Annotated in this window: 16 protein-coding genes; 10 read left to right on the plus strand and 6 right to left on the minus strand. The window is 33.5% G+C overall.

Features of this window, described 5'->3' with window-relative positions; genetic code table 11:
• Nucleotides 1–278 precede the first annotated feature (278 nt).
• From DM444_RS17960 to secA, 4 genes are all read left to right on the plus strand, one after another.
• A complete protein-coding gene (locus DM444_RS17960) occupies nt 279–965 on the plus strand; it encodes an ABC transporter ATP-binding protein (protein WP_111289141.1) in 687 nt (228 codons plus the stop codon).
• 146 nt (nt 966–1,111) lie between these two features.
• Nucleotides 1,112–1,681 carry a cob(I)yrinic acid a,c-diamide adenosyltransferase gene (locus DM444_RS17965; RefSeq protein ID WP_111289143.1) on the plus strand — a complete coding sequence of 190 codons (570 nt, stop codon included), beginning with the start codon at nt 1,112–1,114 and terminating at the stop codon, nt 1,679–1,681.
• A gap of 216 nt (nt 1,682–1,897) precedes the next feature.
• Nucleotides 1,898–2,119 carry a DUF2795 domain-containing protein gene (locus DM444_RS17970; protein WP_007138072.1) on the plus strand — a complete coding sequence of 74 codons (222 nt, stop codon included), beginning with the start codon at nt 1,898–1,900 and terminating at the stop codon, nt 2,117–2,119.
• An 88-nt stretch (nt 2,120–2,207) separates the two neighbouring features.
• Nucleotides 2,208–5,549, plus strand: coding sequence for a preprotein translocase subunit SecA (gene secA / locus DM444_RS17975; protein ID WP_111289145.1), 3,342 nt, complete (start codon nt 2,208–2,210; stop codon nt 5,547–5,549).
• A 178-nt stretch (nt 5,550–5,727) separates the two neighbouring features.
• Here the strand turns inward: secA and DM444_RS17980 are convergent, their stop codons facing one another.
• Genes DM444_RS17980 through cysC form a run of 4 tightly spaced genes read right to left on the minus strand, consistent with a single transcriptional unit; the run spans nt 5,728 to nt 8,643 of the window.
• Complete coding sequence (locus DM444_RS17980; protein WP_111289147.1) at nt 5,728–6,390, minus strand: TrmH family RNA methyltransferase; 663 nt, start codon at nt 6,388–6,390, stop codon at nt 5,728–5,730.
• A 60-nt stretch (nt 6,391–6,450) separates the two neighbouring features.
• Entirely contained in the window at nt 6,451–7,419 is a 969-nt protein-coding gene (locus tag DM444_RS17985) for a sulfotransferase family protein (protein WP_111289149.1), read from the minus strand.
• Between the two features lies 1 nt (nt 7,420).
• Entirely contained in the window at nt 7,421–8,110 is a 690-nt protein-coding gene (locus DM444_RS17990) for an aspartyl/asparaginyl beta-hydroxylase domain-containing protein (protein ID WP_111289151.1), read from the minus strand.
• 5 nt (nt 8,111–8,115) lie between these two features.
• Nucleotides 8,116–8,643 carry an adenylyl-sulfate kinase gene (cysC, locus tag DM444_RS17995; protein WP_111289153.1) on the minus strand — a complete coding sequence of 176 codons (528 nt, stop codon included), beginning with the start codon at nt 8,641–8,643 and terminating at the stop codon, nt 8,116–8,118.
• Nucleotides 8,644–8,810: 167 nt separating this feature from the next.
• On the opposite strand from cysC, the gene DM444_RS18000 reads away from it, so the two are divergent.
• From DM444_RS18000 to DM444_RS18010, 3 genes are all read left to right on the plus strand, one after another.
• On the plus strand, nt 8,811–9,500 hold the full coding sequence (locus DM444_RS18000) for an SIR2 family NAD-dependent protein deacylase (protein ID WP_111289155.1): 690 nt from the start codon (nt 8,811–8,813) through the stop codon (nt 9,498–9,500).
• 79 nt (nt 9,501–9,579) lie between these two features.
• The gene (gene purB, locus DM444_RS18005; protein ID WP_111289157.1) at nt 9,580–10,926 is read left to right on the plus strand and encodes an adenylosuccinate lyase; all 1,347 of its coding nucleotides are present in this window, start codon (nt 9,580–9,582) and stop codon (nt 10,924–10,926) included.
• A gap of 216 nt (nt 10,927–11,142) precedes the next feature.
• Nucleotides 11,143–13,380 carry a cation:proton antiporter domain-containing protein gene (locus DM444_RS18010; RefSeq protein ID WP_111289159.1) on the plus strand — a complete coding sequence of 746 codons (2,238 nt, stop codon included), beginning with the start codon at nt 11,143–11,145 and terminating at the stop codon, nt 13,378–13,380.
• A gap of 168 nt (nt 13,381–13,548) precedes the next feature.
• On the opposite strand, the gene DM444_RS18015 is transcribed toward DM444_RS18010, so the two are convergent.
• Both DM444_RS18015 and DM444_RS18020 read right to left on the minus strand, forming a co-directional pair.
• A complete protein-coding gene (locus tag DM444_RS18015) occupies nt 13,549–14,187 on the minus strand; it encodes a peroxiredoxin (protein ID WP_008468040.1) in 639 nt (212 codons plus the stop codon).
• Nucleotides 14,188–14,299: 112 nt separating this feature from the next.
• On the minus strand, nt 14,300–15,211 hold the full coding sequence (locus DM444_RS18020) for an AEC family transporter (protein WP_111289161.1): 912 nt from the start codon (nt 15,209–15,211) through the stop codon (nt 14,300–14,302).
• Between the two features lie 309 nt (nt 15,212–15,520).
• On the opposite strand from DM444_RS18020, the gene DM444_RS18025 reads away from it, so the two are divergent.
• The 3 genes from DM444_RS18025 to meaB all read left to right on the plus strand — a co-directional run bounded on the left by DM444_RS18025 (nt 15,521) and on the right by meaB (nt 17,978).
• On the plus strand, nt 15,521–15,928 hold the full coding sequence (locus DM444_RS18025) for an RrF2 family transcriptional regulator (protein ID WP_111289163.1): 408 nt from the start codon (nt 15,521–15,523) through the stop codon (nt 15,926–15,928).
• A 59-nt stretch (nt 15,929–15,987) separates the two neighbouring features.
• The gene (locus DM444_RS18030) at nt 15,988–16,629 is read left to right on the plus strand and encodes an NAD(P)-dependent oxidoreductase (RefSeq protein WP_111289165.1); all 642 of its coding nucleotides are present in this window, start codon (nt 15,988–15,990) and stop codon (nt 16,627–16,629) included.
• 227 nt (nt 16,630–16,856) lie between these two features.
• Nucleotides 16,857–17,978, plus strand: a complete 1,122-nt coding sequence (gene meaB / locus DM444_RS18035) for a methylmalonyl Co-A mutase-associated GTPase MeaB (protein ID WP_111289167.1) — start codon at nt 16,857–16,859, stop codon at nt 17,976–17,978.
• The last annotated feature ends 110 nt before the right edge of the window (nt 17,979–18,088 follow it).

The following is an 18,088-nucleotide window of genomic DNA, read 5'->3' on the forward strand; positions in this document are numbered from 1 at the left end:
TTAATTAATAGATAATCAAATTTACCAAATACCTAAGCCAATAAATTACATTATTATCACTTTTGAAAAATTAAAAACATATTAAAACTATAAAAAACAAAAAATAATGATAATTATGCAAAATCGTTTCAGAAAGATGTAACATTCTTTGCTTTAAAAAATATATTATTTGAATGCTTATTTCTGAAAGAACTTTTGTAACAAAATCCGATTCTGAACTACTTATCATTTTTATTGAAAAGTGTTTTGTACTTTTAAATCCAAAATTGTAAGAAGAAATGGCTGAACCATTAATTAAAATAACCGACATCAGACGAAATTTTGTTCTGGGTAACGAAATCGTTTATGTTTTAAAAGGAATAGATTTAGAAATACAAAAAGGCGAATATGTTGCTTTAATGGGACCTTCCGGATCTGGAAAATCTACTTTGATGAATTTATTAGGCTGTTTAGACACTCCTACATCTGGTCGTTATGTTTTAAATGGAAAAGATGTCAGCCAAATGCGAGATGACGAGTTAGCCGAAATTAGAAACAAAGAAATTGGTTTCGTTTTTCAGACTTTCAACCTTTTACCAAGAACAACTGCTTTAGATAATGTAGCTCTTCCTATGATTTATGCAGGTTATGGAAAATCTGAAAGAATTGCCCGCGCAACCGAAGTTCTAAATCAAGTAAATCTTGCTGATAGAATGGATCACCAGCCGAATCAGCTTTCTGGAGGACAACGCCAGCGTGTTGCTGTTGCCCGTGCCTTGGTCAACAAACCTTCTATTATTTTGGCCGATGAACCTACAGGAAACTTAGACAGTAAAACTTCTGTAGAAATTATGAAGCTTTTTGGAGATATTCACGCTCAAGGAAATACTGTAATTTTAGTAACGCACGAAGAAGATATTGCAGCTTATGCGCATAGAGTTATTCGTTTAAGAGATGGTTTGATCGAAAGCGACACAACTAAATAATTTTAGATTTCAAATAGTTTAACCGTTTATTTGGTTAATCGTTTAATCGCAAAAGGAAAATCTCAATATCTTGAAAGATTTTAAATTTAACTCAAAAAGAGAAATCTTAAAATCTTAGCATCTCAGAACCTTAGCATCTTAAAAAAATGAAAGTATATACCAAAACAGGCGATAAAGGAACAACAGCTCTTTTTGGAGGAACCCGAGTACCAAAAGACCACATAAGAATTGACAGTTATGGAACTGTTGATGAATTAAATTCGTATATCGGGTTAATTCGTGATCAGGAAATCGATTCACATTATAAAGGTATTTTAATCGAAATTCAAGATCGTCTTTTTACGGTTGGTGCCATTTTGGCAACTCCACAAGAGAAAGAAGTTTTGAAAAACGGAAAACTCCGCTTAGAAAATCTTGGAATAATCGACTCAGATATTGAATTACTCGAAAACGAAATAGATAAAATGGATGAAAGCCTTCCTCCAATGACTCATTTTGTTTTACCAGGTGGCCACCCAACCGTGTCACATTGTCATATAGCACGCTGTATTTGCCGTCGAGCGGAGCGTTTAGCAGTGCATTTAAGTCATAATGAACACGTTCCAGAAATAGCAATTACATACTTAAACCGACTTTCTGACTACCTTTTTGTCTTGGCACGAAAGTTGTCGTCAGACTTAAAAGCGGAGGAAGTGAAATGGATTCCACGTAAGTAAACAGTTACGGTTTTCAGTTTTCAAACTGCAAACTCACACAAAAACTGAATACTTTAAAGTGTAGTAATTAGTAGCAAACATCAGTTTTCACACTGCAAATTGCGCCTGAAGACTAACTACTAATAAGGACGTTCTTAAATTTTATTAAAATAAATCAAAATTTACTTGTCTTTTTCAGTAAAAAATTTATTTTTGCACAAACTAAACAGATAACAGATGTATTGGACATTAGAATTAGCATCTTATTTAAGTGATGCGCCATGGCCTGCTAACAAAGATGAACTTATAGACTACGCTATTAGAGCAGGTGCTCCATTAGAGGTAGTAGAAAACCTTCAATCAATCGAAGATGAAGGCGAGATATATGAATCAATGGAAGAAATTTGGCCTGATTATCCAACAGACGAAGATTATCTTTGGAATGAGGATGAATATTAAAAAATAAACCAAAGGAAAAAGTCTCTCGTTATGGAGACTTTTTTTTTGGCTCAAATACATATTATATAATAAAGAAATACGATAAATCATGAGTTTCATAAACAGTATTATTAAAGTCTTTGTGGGCGATAAATCGCAAAAAGATGTCAAAGCTTTACAACCTTACTTAAACAAAATCAAGACATTCGAAGCTCCTTTAATGAGTCTATCAAACGACGAATTAAGAGCTAGAACCCTTTATTTTAAAGATAAAATAAAAGAAGCTAGAGCTGATAAAGATGCTAAAATTGCTTCGCTTAAAGCGGAAGTAGAAAACATCGAAGACATCGATAAAAGAGAAGACCTTTATGATGCAATAGATGCTCTTGAAAAAGAAGCTTATGAAATCTCTGAGAAAACTTTATTGGAAATTCTTCCAGAAGCGTTTTCTGTAGTTAAAGAAACGGCTCGTCGTTTTAAAGAAAACTCACATATTGAAGTTACTGCAACTCCAAAAGACCGCGAATTCTCAGCTGCTAAACCATATATTACTATTGAAGGTGAAAAAGCGATCTGGGCTAACCAATGGAATGCCGCAGGAAAAGATATCACTTGGGACATGATTCACTATGATGTTCAGTTAATTGGTGGTATGGTATTACACGAAGGTAAAGTTGCCGAAATGCAAACGGGAGAAGGTAAAACTTTAGTTGCAACTCTTCCTCTTTACTTAAACGCTTTGACAGGAAATGGAGTTCACTTAGTAACTGTGAATGACTACTTGGCAAAACGTGATAGCACGTGGAAAGCTCCTTTATTCGAATTCCACGGTTTATCTGTTGACTGTATCGACAACCACCAGCCAAGTACAGAAGCTAGAAAAAAAGCTTATGATGCTGATATCACTTACGGAACTAACAATGAGTTTGGTTTCGATTACTTAAGAGACAACATGGCGCACTCGCCAAGCGATTTAGTTCAAAGAAAACACAATTATGCTATTGTCGACGAGGTCGATTCTGTATTAATTGATGACGCTAGAACACCGCTTATTATTTCAGGACCAGTTCCGCAAGGAGATCGTCATGAGTTTAATGAATTGAAACCAAAAATTGAAAACTTAGTTGCACAACAACGTCAGTTAGCAAATGGTTTCTTAGCTGAAGCTAAAAAATTAATCAAAGAAGGAAATACTAAAGAAGGCGGATTCTTATTATTAAGAGCTTACAGAAGTTTACCTAAAAATAAAGCATTAATTAAATTTTTGAGTGAAGAAGGAATTAAACAATTGCTTCAAAAAACTGAAAATCAATATATGCAAGATAACAATCGTGAAATGCATAAAGTTGACGAAGCTTTATATTTTGTGATTGAAGAAAAAAACAATCAAGTTGAATTGACAGACAACGGTATTAAATACCTTTCTGGAGATACTGATGCAGATTTCTTCGTTTTACCAGACATTGGAACAGAAATCGCTGCAATTGAAAAACAAAAATTAGACAAAGACGCTGAAGCTGAAGCTAAAGAAAGATTATTCCAAGATTTTGGAGTAAAAAGCGAGCGTATCCATACTCTTACTCAGCTTTTAAAAGCTTATGCTTTATTTGAAAAAGACGTAGAGTATGTTATCATGGACAACAAAATTATGATTGTCGATGAGCAAACAGGTCGTATCATGGACGGGCGTCGTTACTCAGACGGTCTTCACCAAGCGATCGAAGCAAAAGAAAACGTAAAAATCGAAGCTGCTACTCAAACATTTGCTACAGTTACATTACAGAATTATTTCAGAATGTACAACAAATTGGGTGGTATGACTGGTACAGCGGTTACAGAAGCTGGCGAGTTATGGCAAATTTATAAATTGGATGTTGTTGAAATTCCAACTAACCGTGGAATCGCAAGAATTGACAAAGAAGATTATATCTACAAAACAACACGTGAGAAATTCAACGCTGTTATTGAAGACGTGACTGAATTATCAAAAGCTGGAAGACCAGTATTGATTGGAACAACTTCTGTTGAGATTTCAGAATTATTAAGCCGTATGCTTAAAATGAGAGGAATCACACATAACGTATTGAATGCGAAAATGCACAAGCAAGAAGCACAAATCGTTGAAGAAGCTGGTAAAGCTGGAGTTGTAACTATTGCAACAAACATGGCTGGTCGTGGTACCGATATTAAATTATCTCCCGAAGTAAAAGCTGCTGGAGGTTTAGCAATCGTTGGTACAGAGCGTCATGATTCTCGTCGTGTAGACAGACAGTTACGTGGTCGTTCTGGTCGTCAAGGAGATCCAGGAAGTTCTCAGTTCTATGTTTCTCTTGAAGATAACTTAATGCGTTTATTCGGTTCTGAAAGAGTTGCTAAGGTAATGGACAGAATGGGATTAAAAGAAGGTGAAGTTATCCAACATTCTATGATGACTAAATCTATCGAACGTGCTCAGAAAAAAGTAGAAGAAAACAACTTTGGTGTTCGTAAACGTTTATTAGAATATGATGACGTAATGAACTCTCAACGTGAAGTAGTTTACAAACGTCGTCGTCACGCATTGTTCGGAGAGCGTTTGAAACTGGATATTGCAAACATGCTTTATGATACTTGCGAATTAATCGTAAACAACAGTAAAGTAGCAAATGACTTCAAAGGATATGAATTTGATTTAATTCGTTATTTCGGAATTACATCTCCAATTTCAGAAGCTGATTTCTTAAAATTATCTGATATTGAAGTTACTGGAAAAGTATACAAAGAAGCTTTAGCTTTCTATACTGAAAAAACAGAAAGAAGCGCTAGAGAAGCTTTCCCAATTATCAAAGGAGTTTTCGAAGAGCCAAACAATCATTTCGAAAGAATTGTAGTTCCTTTTACAGACGGAATCAAAACTTTGAATGTGGTAACTGACTTGAAAAAAGCTTACGAAAGCGAAGGCGCTCAGTTAATTGCTGATTTTGAGAAAAACATTACACTTTCTATTGTTGATGAAGCTTGGAAAAAACACCTACGCAAAATGGACGAATTGAAACAATCTGTTCAATTGGCTGTTCACGAGCAAAAAGATCCATTGCTTATTTACAAATTAGAAGCTTTCAACTTGTTTAGAGGAATGTTGGACAACGTTAACAAAGAAGTTATTTCATTCTTATTTAAAGGTGATTTACCTGCTCAAAACGCTCCAGAAATTCACGAAGCAAGAGAAGTTCGTCAAAAAGAAAACTTACAGTTAAGCAAAGACGAAATTCCAAATAGCGAAAGCATCAACCGTGAAGCTGGTGAAACACAACAACGTCAAGTTACTGAAACTATCGTTAGAGATATGCCAAAAATCAACAGAAATGATAATGTTGTAGTTCAAGAAATTGCTACTGGTAAAACAGAAACAATGAAGTACAAAAAAGCTGAAGCTTTAATTGCTGCTGGAACTTGGGTTTTGATTAACTAATATTTTTTTTAAGTATTCAGTCACAGTCACAGTCACAGTTTACAGGCTGATACTTATAAATTCCATAAAAAAACCGACAGTTAGAAACTGTCGGTTTTTTATTTTTTAGCAAATTATTTTTTATTTTCCAATTTACTCCCTCAGTCCTAAAACTGTGACTGAGACTGAAAACTGAGACTCATCTAGGGTTATCTTGATAATAACGCGCTTCAATTCGTTTTATATCTTTAATAGAATTTTTAGCCCACTCTAAACGTTTAACTAAAATTTCTTCTTCAGTCAATTTCCAATTGATATCAGATCTGCGAAGTCTGTTTGTCAAGCTTTGAATAATGATTGCAGCCGAAACCGAAATATTTAAACTTTCAGTAAAACCAACCATTGGTATTTTTAAGAAACCATCTGCATTGTCCATAATTTCTTGTGACAATCCTTCCTTTTCCGTTCCGAAGAATAAAGCGCTTGGTTTTGTAATATCGAAATCTTCCAACATGCAATCTTTCTCGTGCGGAGTTGTTGCAATAATTTGATATCCTTTACTTCTCAAATCAGAAAGACATCCTGAAACCGAATCAAATCGGTTAATATCAACCCATTTTTGTGCACCTAAAGCAATTTCTTTGTCAATACGTTTTCCAAAACGCTGTTCAATCACATTCAATTCCTGAATCCCGAAGACTTCACAGCTTCGCATTACAGCACTTGTATTATGCATTTGATAAACATCTTCTACTGCAACTGTAAAATGTTTTGTTCTATTTTCTAGTACTTTTAAAAAATTAGCTTTTCTGTTTTCAGTCAATATATTTTCTAAGAATGCGAGGTAATCTAAATCAATCATTTTATTTATGTTTGGCGCAAAAATAATAAATAAAAGAGAAAGAAGACTTCACCTTATTTTTCAGCCTGCCAAATCTTCAATAAAATTGGCATTAAGCTTTTCATGCAAAACATTTAATTGAGCCAAATTCACAGCCAAAACATCGTCTTTGTATGAATCTCCCGTAAAAACAGCGCTTTCATTTTTAGAATGTTTTTTAAGACGTTCTAGCATTGCATTTATTTCTTTTTCAGAAAAACAGACATTAATAAAAGTGATAAATCGTTCTATAACCTTTTTCATTCCGTCATTATAATTGAGCATTATCACATTTTGGTCTGTTTCATAAAAATCCAAAAAACTTTGAAAATATTTTTCTAAAACCAAAGCTTGATACTCGTAAAAACTTAACTCCTCAATTTCTTTTGAAGTAATTCCGAAAACACTCGACGGAATTATATTTGGAACCATATGCATTCCTGCCATCTTTTGATGCGATCTTAAAACCTCTCCAGGATTTCGGTATAATAAAGCAAAAGGAATTTCAGAAAAAACCGATCTTAAATAAGAAGCCTTAAAAATACTCCATGCATCCAATTTTATAATTAAATGCTTTTGATCTGGAAATCTTTTTTGACCTAAGAACCTCAAAACCGATTTCAGCAAAACTGTTTTGGTATCTTCATTAAAAGCATCACTTCTTAAAATCTGATCGATAATAGGAGCTTCAGAAACCATGATATTTTCAGATGAAGTTGCAAGAGACTGACTTAACATGGTAGATCCGCATCTTGACACATGAAAAACTAATCCCTTTAATTCAACAAAATCTAATTCTTTGGACCATTCAATAATATTTTCTGCTGTACTAACTAATCTAAAACGCTTCGAATTATAACTATGGCTTCTGCATTTCACAATTGTTTCTTCAAAAAAAGGCTCTGAAAAAGGTATGTCTGAGAAATAAATCCATTCAAAATAGATTTCATTCTCTTTTTCAACTAAGTTAATAGGAATCCAATTTGAAATAAAATCTTTTACATTTTCCATTTTATAAATTCATTTGCGATTGAAGTTCTTCAATTATCTTGGTATTAATTTCAGATGGATTTCTAGAAAGTTCTGCAATAATCTGCTGTTTTACTTCATCTGCATATTGTTTTTTCGGGACATAATTTACATCAAAACCCATTTTAGAAAACAATTCGTCAGACCATTCATTTCTTAAACAATCCACTGTTAAGTGAATTCTTGGTTCCAAACTTTTGTTTTGCACGCTATGCGGTAACTGAAAATTAGCATACCAGCACTCTCCCATTCTCATCGGAATTCGTTTCTTATCTACATAAAAATATACTTCAGAATTGGTGAGAATTGGAATATGAATCCTGAAAAACCCATCTTCATACGAAGTATCATTATCAAAATGTTCTTTAATCTCGCTATTAGGTCCGAGTCTTAACAATCTAACTGATTCTTTTTCGCATTCAAACCAATCCATTATTTCTTTAAAATAAGGACAACTGTCAAGTAAAGGCGTATTTTTATATTCTTTATCTGGAAAGGAAAGAATATCAGTTTCTAAACCAGATTGAGATCGTAAAGAAATACTTGTCCATTTTCCTTCATATTTATTTGTATTAAAATGCGGCATCCACAAATTTGTTTCGCAAGTCAATAAATCATTTTTCAATTTTTCAATCGAAAAAGAAATTGGAAGTTGGCATGAAGAAGGATTCATAAGTCTTAAAATTTTAAATTGCTAATTATAAAATTGTACAGTTTATTGGCAGAAACTGAAATGGTCTCAGAATCTGTTTTTAATACTAAATCTGCATTTTTTGGAGTTTCATAAACATCCGTTATCCCAGTAAAATTTCTAATTTTATTTTGATCATTGTCAGGCAATAATGCTCTTTTATACAATCCTTTTGGATCTCTTTCGATCAAATTATGAATCGAGCAATCCAAAAAGACCGTTTTTACAAATTCAAAAGTCCTTAATTCATTCCTAAGATTTTCATACGGATTTATAACCGACATGAGCACAATCTTGTTTTCTTCAATCAGACCTCGACCAACATTAAAAAGACGTCTTACATTTTCGCAGCGATCTTCTTTAGAAAACCCTAAATCTTTACAGATGGTTTGTCGGTAAACATCTCCATCTACTATTTCTGCTTCATAATTATTTTGAAGCAGCAGATGCCTGACATTTTCTGCCAGCGTCGTTTTTCCCGAACCAGATAAGCCTGTAAATTGAATTAAAATCATTTTAGAAACACTTTTATCAAACGTGACATTAAAATTAAATAATTCAAAACGAGAGATAAAGAGTATAAATACCCATTATTTTCCTTTAAAAAGAACAGCTGATCCTGACTATTTACTAAACATTTGAAGAAAGAAATTACTATTTTTATCTTTTAATAAAATTAAGAATGAAAAAGAAACTTGTAGTCTTAACCGGAGCAGGAATCAGTGCCGAAAGCGGTATCAAAACATTTCGCGACAGCGATGGTTTATGGGAAGGTCATGATGTAATGGAAGTTGCAACGCCAGAAGGCTGGTTCAAAAATCAAGAATTAGTTTTGGATTTTTATAACAAACGTCGCCAGCAGTTAAAAGAAGTAAAACCAAATCTTGGACATATTATTTTGGCCGAATTGGAAAAAGATTTTGATGTACATATTATTACTCAAAATGTTGACGATTTGCACGAACGCGCCGGAAGCACAAAAGTTTTGCATTTGCATGGGGAATTATTAAAAGTTCGAAGCACACAAAACAAAAATCTAATTTTAGATTGGACAGAAGATTTGTTTACGGGAGATTTAGACACAAACGGCCATCAATTGCGTCCGCATATTGTTTGGTTTGGCGAAGAAGTTCCTGCTTTGGAAGAAGCTATTGACATTACCGAAACGGCAGATTATTTTGCTGTAATTGGAACTTCGCTGCAAGTTTATCCTGCCGCAGGCCTAATTGCTTACACACCAAGCACAACTCCTGTTTTTTATATTGATCCAAAGCCAATTGCAATTCCGAATCTTCGAAACAAAGTGGAAACGATTGCCAAATTTGCATCAGAAGGAGTTGCCGATTTAAGAGAGCGATTAAATTCATTTTGAATGCATAAATGCGCTTTTTAATTAGCTGTAATCGCTAAATTCTGTTTATATTTGCACCTTTCGAAAAAACAACATAACAATGACTACTCTAAACGAACTGAATGCTATATCGCCAATTGACGGAAGATATAGAAATAAAACTCAAAATTTAGCCCCTTTTTTCTCTGAAGAAGCTTTAATTAAATATCGCGTTTTAGTTGAAGTGGAATACTTCATTGCATTATGCCAAATTCCATTGCCACAATTAAAAGGCATTGATTCAAGTTTATTTGAAAGCTTGAGAAATATCTACAAAAATTTCTCAACAGAAGATGCGCTTTGGATTAAAGAAACAGAAAAAGTAACCAATCACGACGTAAAAGCGGTTGAATACTTTATTAAAGATGCTTTTGAAAAATTAGGTCTATCTCAATACAAAGAGTTCATTCACTTCGGATTAACGTCTCAAGATATTAATAATACTGCAATTCCGCTTTCTACAAAAGAAGCGTTTGAGCAAGTTTATATGCCAACTTTAATTGCTGTAATTGCAAAACTAAAAGAGTTAAGCACAGAATGGAAAGACATTCCAATGCTTGCTCGTACGCACGGACAGCCAGCCTCTCCTACTCGTTTAGGAAAAGAAATTTTGGTGTTTGTTGAGCGTTTAGAAGAGCAAATGCGTTTGTTGTTCAATATTCCGTTTGCTGCTAAATTTGGTGGAGCAACAGGAAACTTTAACGCGCATCACGTAGCGTATCCACAGATTGACTGGAAACAATTTGGAAACAAATTTGTTGAAACAGATCTTGGTTTAAAACATTCTTTTCCAACAACTCAAATTGAGCATTACGATCATTTTGCTGCTTTTTTTGATGCTTTAAAAAGAATCAACACCATTATCATCGATTTAGATCGTGACATTTGGACGTATGTTTCGATGGATTATTTCAAACAAAAAATCAAAGCTGGAGAAATTGGTTCTTCTGCAATGCCACATAAAGTAAACCCAATTGATTTTGAAAACTCTGAAGGAAACTTAGGAATTGCAAATGCTATTTTCGAGCATTTAGCAGCTAAACTTCCAATTTCAAGATTACAGCGTGACTTAACTGACAGTACTGTTTTACGTAATGTTGGTGTTCCTTTCGGACATACAATTATCGCTTTTGAAGCTACTCTTAAAGGTTTGAATAAATTACTTTTAAACGAAGGTAAATTTGCTGAAGATTTAGAGAAAAACTGGGCAGTTGTGGCTGAAGCTATTCAGACTATTTTACGCCGCGAAGCTTATCCAAATCCGTACGAAGCTTTAAAAGGTTTAACAAGAACTAACGAAGCTATCGACAAAAATGCGATTCATAATTTCATTGCAACTTTAGAAGTTTCAGATTCTGTTAGAGCAGAATTATTAGCTATAACTCCTAGCAATTACACAGGAATTTAAGAAAAACTCCAAATATTTTATCAAAAAAAGCTATCTTTATCGAGATAGCTTTTTTTATTTAACCCGGAGTAGTCCAGATTACTTCACTTAACTTATTTTCGTTGGAGTTCAGTGAATTACATTTTAAAAAAGTCTTTTCGTACAAAAAACCAGATTTTGAACAAAGACTTTAAATGAAAAGCTGGATCAAGCTCCACGAAAACTAAAATACCACCTATGATTGCATTAAGCGCCGCTGCTGAAAGTACACACCATTTACAACCTTTAATTAGTGATTTAGGATTAATCCTGATGACTGCTGGAATTGCCGTTCTAATATTTAAAAAAATGAAACAGCCTCTGGTTTTAGGCTACCTAATCGCAGGATTTTTGGCTGGAAACCATTTTGATTTTTTCCCATCTATAACCGACATGAAAAGTGTGGAAGTTTGGGCAGAAATTGGGGTTATATTTTTACTTTTTAGTTTAGGACTCGAATTCAGTTTTAAAAAATTAATGAAGGTTGGAGGGACTTCATCTGTCACCGCTATAACCCAGATTTTGTTTATGACTGTAATTGGTTATGCGGTTGGACAATGGATGGGCTGGGGAAAAATGGACAGTATTTTCTTGGGAGCAACACTTTCAATTTCATCCACAACTATTATTATCAGAGCTTTTGATGAATTGGGAGTCAAAGGAAAAAAGTTCGTTGGAATTGTTTTTGGTGCTTTAATTGTTGAAGATATTGTTGCTATTTTAATGCTTGTTTTACTGTCAACTATTGCAGTAAGCGATCAAGTTTCTGGTACAGAATTACTGCAATCTGTCTTAAAACTAGTTTTCTTTTTAATTATTTGGTTTTTGGGCGGAATTTTTATTATTCCAACTATTTTCAAAAAAGCAAAACATCTCTTAACTGACGAGATGCTGCTGATTATCTCATTAGCATTATGTCTAATGATGGTAATTTTTGCTGCAAATGTTGGATTTTCTCCAGCTTTAGGCGCTTTTATCATGGGATCTATTATTGCTGAAACCACAATGGCAGAAAAAATCGAACATTTAATTCAGCCTGTAAAAGATTTTTTTGGTGCCGTTTTCTTTGTATCGGTAGGAATGTTAATTAATCCCGTAACTTTGGTTAATTATGCACTTCCAGTGGCTATAATTACACTATTGACTATATTCGGAAAAGCATTCAGTTCTTCGATTGGAGCTTTAATTTCTGGTCAGCCTTTAAAACAATCTGTTCAAACCGGAATGAGTTTGGCGCAAATTGGTGAGTTCTCGTTTATTATTGCAACACTTGGGATGACCTTAAAAGTTACCAGTGATTTCTTATATCCAATTATCGTTGCTGTATCTGCAATTACCACTTTTACAACTCCGTTTTTAATTAAATATTCAGAACGTTTTGCTTTCTTTTTAGAATCCAAAATGCCTAAAAGATGGGTTAAAAATATAAACCGTTATAGTGTCAACGCACAGGCAATTAAATCGGTAAGTACTTGGCAGATTGTCCTTCGTTCTTCAATCACACAAATTATTCTTCATACCATAATTATCACGGCAATTATTTTATTGTCTTCTAAATTTGTTGCTCCTTTAGTTGCAGACACTAGATTTGGAAATACTTTAGCAGCTTTACTAACTTTAGTTGTTATAGCACCTTTTTTATGGGCGCTTTCATTACGTCGTGTAAAAGTCGAAGAAGTTGAAATACTGTGGGAAGAACGTAAATATCGTGGGGCATTATTAATGCTAATCCTGATTAGAATGAGTCTTGGTTTATTCTTTGTCGGATTCTTGTTAAATATTTTCTTCTCTCCTTTGGTTGCTTTCGTCGCGCTTATTATTGCAATAGGAGCTTACCAGATTTTCCCTAAAAAATTAAACGAGCAATATCATAAAATCGAAAATCACTTTCTAAAAAACCTCAACGATCGCGAAAACAAAAAAATCGACAGAAGATATGCCAATTTAATGCCGTGGGATGGACATATGTCTTTCTTCGAAATTAAAAAAGAATCAAACTTAGTTGGACAGACTTTACAGGAACTCAAAATTCGTGAGCAATTAGGAATTAATATCGCTTACATCAAACGTGGAGAAGTAACGATTCCAATTCCGACCAAAACTGAACGTTTGTTTCCTGGCGATGAAATTTGTGTAATTGGAACCGATGCTCAAATTACAGAATTCACAAAATTCTTAACTCAAAATGAAACAGAACCACCTGTAAAAGTAGAAGAAACTGATATTGTATTACGCCAAATGGAAGTTTCTCAAGACGAATTTATTCAAAAAAGCATCGGACAATTTAGAACCAAAACCGACGGAATGGTAGTTGGTATCGAGCGAAATGGAAATCGTATTTTAAATCCCGAATCTAGCTTAATATTAGAGAAAAATGATATTCTCTGGGTTGTAGGAGATAAAAAAAGGATGAATGCTTTGTTGGCAGCGAAATAAGTTCCTAAGTTTCTGAGATGCTAAGATTCTAAGTTTTTATCTTGCCTCTTTTTAAACTTTAGTAAAAATAAAGCGCTAAGATTTCATAATGAAATCTTAGCGCTTTTATATTAATTATTTTGAAAAACTAAGAATCTTAGCATCTCAGAAACTTAGAAACTCAGAATATTATTTATTCGGTTGCGGTGTCAAACGTAAATAAGGTTTGATAGGCGTATGTCCTTTTGGGAATTTAGCTGGGATGTCGCTGTCTGGAATTGCTGGTGCAATTACTACATCTTCTCCATCTTTCCAGTTTGCAGGAGTTGCAACGCTGTAATTTGCTGTTAATTGCAAACTGTCAATTACACGAAGTAATTCATCGAAATTTCTTCCTGTCGAAGCTGGATATGTTAAAGTCAATTTGATTTTTTTATCTGGTCCGATAACAAAAACAGAACGCACTGTAAATTTGTCACTCGCATTTGGATGAAGCATATCGTAAAGATTTGCTACTTTTTTATCCTCATCAGCAATAATTGGGAAATTTACCTCTGTATTTTGAGTTTCGTTGATATCTTTAATCCACTCTTTGTGAGAATCCAAACCGTCTACACTCAAAGCAATAACCTTAGTATTTCTTTTTTTGAATTCTGGAACATAGTTCGCTACAGTTCCTAATTCAGTTGTACAAACCGGAGTAAAATCTGCTGGATGCGAGAATAAAACACCCCACGAATCTCCTAACCATTCGTGAAAATTAATTGGTCCTTGCGTAGTTTCTGCCTGAAAATCTGGAGCTATATCGCCTAATCTTAATGTTGACATAATTTATCATTTTTAGTTCATCTAAAATTAATTAAAAAATGTATTTAGAAAACATTCAAAAGGTAAAAAAAAGTTAAAATTCTACTTTGTCGATATAATTAGTATTTTACTTCTAAATAAAGCTCAAAACAAAATACCAGAAAGCAAGTGTAATGAAGGAAATTGGAATTCCGAAACCAATCATCATACTGCTTAATTTTGGTTTTAATCCGTAAGTTGAGGCTAGGATTGCGCCTGTAATCATAGGAGCCATAGCGGTTTCCATTATGGTAATTTTTATTGCTTCAGAATGCTGATTAAAAATAAAAACATAAAGCACGAAAATTATAAAAGGAATTAAAAGCAATTTAAAAAAAAGTCCTAGTCGCAAAAATTTCCAATGTTGGCTTTTTCTATCAAAAGTCAATTGCAAACCAACAGAGAGTAAAGCTAAAGGTGTAACCAGACTTCCAATTTTCAATAAAACAAATTGAAAATTCTCATTTAAATTGTAATCAAAAACATTCATTAAACAAGCCAAAACGAACATTAGAAATGGCGGAAACAAAATGATCTTTTTGAAAATCCCTAAAGCATTTGGGTTTCCTTTAGAATAAAAAGCTGCAGTAAAAACCCCTAAAGTAGAAACCACAACAAAAGTTCCTGGCTGATCAACTAAAACGGCAGTTTCTAAACCTTTCTTTCCAAACAAAGCTTCAATAATTGGATAACCCAAAAAAGAACTATTACTTAATCCTGCTGTCAAAATCAGACATCCAATCAATTTGTTCGACCAACCATTTCTTCTTCCTAAAAAATGAAAAAAGATAAAAGCCAGAATATAAGTAATCCACCCCGCTCCTATTGGAAACAATAATTCACTGCTCCATTTTATCTTCGGAATGTGATACAAAGTAATCGCAGGAAGGCAAAAATAAATGACAATTTTATTGAGCGTCTTATAAATATGAGTAGGAAATTGTTTTACTCGCTGTAAAATTAATCCGAGTGAAAGAAAGAGAAATATTAGAAGGAAGTTGTTCATTAATTGGCTTTTAGTCCTTAGTAATTAGTCCTTAGTGATTAGTAACTAGTTCTTAGTAATTAATCTTTAATTTTTAGTGATATGATTTAGGATCTAAAATTAATGCTTAAAATGCTTTTGTTGTACATTTCAAACTACAAGTAATACTTTTTTTTACTAATTATTATATAAAAGTAACAATTACGACATATTAAAACCTAAAGACTAATCACTAAGAACTTTTCACTAATTACTAATCACTTAAAAAATAGTTAAATTAGTATTTTGTGTTACAAAAAGACGTAAATTTGTAACATATTTTATTACAGTATGATTTCAGGTAAATTTGCCATAACAATTCACATTCTTACTCTGCTGCATAAATTCCCAAATGATTATTTGTCATCGGAGTTTATTGCGGGAAGTATTAATTTAAATCCTGTTTTGGTTCGAAAAGAAATTGCCAACTTAAAAGCTCATCATATCGTAGAAAGCAAAGAAGGAAAAAATGGCGGTACAAAATTGGCAGTAAACGCTGCTGAACTGACTTTAAAACAAATATTCGAAATGACCTTTGAAACCATTGGTTTAGGTTTTGCTAAAAATCAACCGAATCCTGATTGCCCTGTTGGGAAAAACATCAATCAGCATTTGGAAAATTTATACAGCGAAATGAATCAGAAAGTCAGCTTACAGCTGGAAGGTATTTCATTGGAAGATTTTTCGAATCAATTTTAAAACTATTTTTTTAACCAAAACTGTAACATTTTTTATTACTAAATAAATTTATATATATTATGAAAATTGCACTTATTGGAGCTACAGGATTTGTTGGCTCAGCACTTTTAAATGAATTAGCAGACAGAAAACACGAAATCACTGCTATTGCAAGAACTCCAAAAGACACAGCAAACGCAACTTGGGTTGCTGCAGATATTTTTAATGTTGACGCACTGGCAGAAATCTTAAAAGGTCACGATGCTGTTGTGAATGCTTATAATCCAGGATGGACAAACCCAAACATTTATGATGACTTTTTAGCTGGTTCAAAAGCGATTCAGGAAGCGGTTAAAAAATCAGGTGTTAAACGTTTTATTACTATTGGTGGGGCAGGAAGTTTATATGTTGCGCCAGATTTACAAGCAGTTGACACTCCAGATTTTCCAAAAGAAATTTTCCCTGGCGCAAACGCCGCAAGACATTATTTAAACATCATTAAAGAAGAAAAAGATTTAGACTGGGCATTTTTTAGTCCTGCCTTCGAAATGCACGCTGGAACTAAAACTGGCAGAACTGGAAAATATCGTTTAGGATTAGAAAATCCAGTTTTCAATGACGAACAAAGAAGTATTTTATCTGTAGAAGATCTAGCGGTTGTAATTGCTGATGAAGTAGAAACTCCAAAACATCATCAAGTTAGATTTACTGCGGGCTACTAATTTTTTTTGCCACGAATTCACGAATTTTCTTTTTAAAATCTTTACCTAATATTATTCGAATTAATTCGAATAAATAATCTCAAAGATTTTAAAAAGAAAATTCGTGAATTCGTGGCAAACTTTTTTTTACTCCTTTTGATAATAACAAATTCGTGTAAATTAGTGATGAACTAACTTTTTGAAACTGTTTTTGTTTTCAGTACTTTTACATTTCTAAAAAGTGCGTTTTGTCAAATTCTAATAAACAAACTGGCAGTATATCTGAAAAAGCTGGAATTTCACCTCCCGAAATCACCAATATTTCGGCTATAAATCAAATTAAAAACAAACGCAGACAACAGCCAACTTCTCAGGAATTAATTAATGGTATTTTAGAAGGAAATAGAACTTCTTTAAGTCGTGCTATTACTTTAATAGAAAGTACAAATCCTGATCATTTTGAAAAAGCTGGCGAAGTTGTTCAAGGTTGTTTAACTCATGCCAATAAATCGATTCGAATTGGTATTACAGGAGTTCCTGGTGTTGGAAAAAGTACTTTTATCGAAGCTTTTGGAAAACATCTTACACAATTAGGAAAAAAAGTAGCTGTTTTAGCAGTTGATCCTAGCAGTTCGCTTTCACACGGAAGTATTCTAGGTGATAAAACCCGAATGGAAGAATTGGTTAAAGATGAAAATGCTTTTATTCGTCCAAGCGCTTCTGGAGAAACTTTGGGCGGTGTGGCTCGAAAAACCCGAGAAACAATTATTCTTTGTGAAGCTGCAGGTTTTGATACTATTATTATCGAAACAGTTGGTGTTGGCCAAAGCGAAACTGCGGTTCATAGCATGGTCGATTTCTTTTTACTTTTAAAAATTTCTGGCGCAGGCGACGAACTTCAAGGCATCAAACGTGGCATTATGGAAATGGCAGATGCTATTGTCATTAATAAATCGGATGGCGATAATATAAAAAAAGCCAATCAGGCAAAATTGGAATTTAATCGCGCTTTGCATTTATTTCCTCCAAAAAAATCAAACTGGCAACCCAAAGTGACTACTTGCAGTTCGCTAACAAAAGACGGCATTCCTGATGTTTGGAATACGATTTCTGAATATTTCGAATTAACCAAAGAAACAGGGTTTTTCGACGAAAAAAGAAACGAACAAAACCATTTCTGGATGATGGAAACCATCAATGAACAATTGAAACAAAATTTCTATAATCAGCCTGAAATTATCTCGCTTCTTGAAGAAAGCAAAAAAGCAGTGCAAAACAATGAAATTTCATCGTTTGCAGCTGCTTCTAGTTTATTAAAATTGTATTTTAATAAAGGTGCAAAGGCTCAAAGTGACAAAGGTTCAAAGTAGAAAAAAGTAGCTTTGCTCCTTTTAACTTCTCAACAATCTCGATACACAATCTTGTCATTTCGACGAAGGAGAAATCTTCGCGAGTAGCTCCACAAAGCATATCAATCTTT

It is taken from the genome of Flavobacterium ginsenosidimutans (genome assembly GCF_003254625.1).
Taxonomy (GTDB): domain Bacteria; phylum Bacteroidota; class Bacteroidia; order Flavobacteriales; family Flavobacteriaceae; genus Flavobacterium; species Flavobacterium ginsenosidimutans.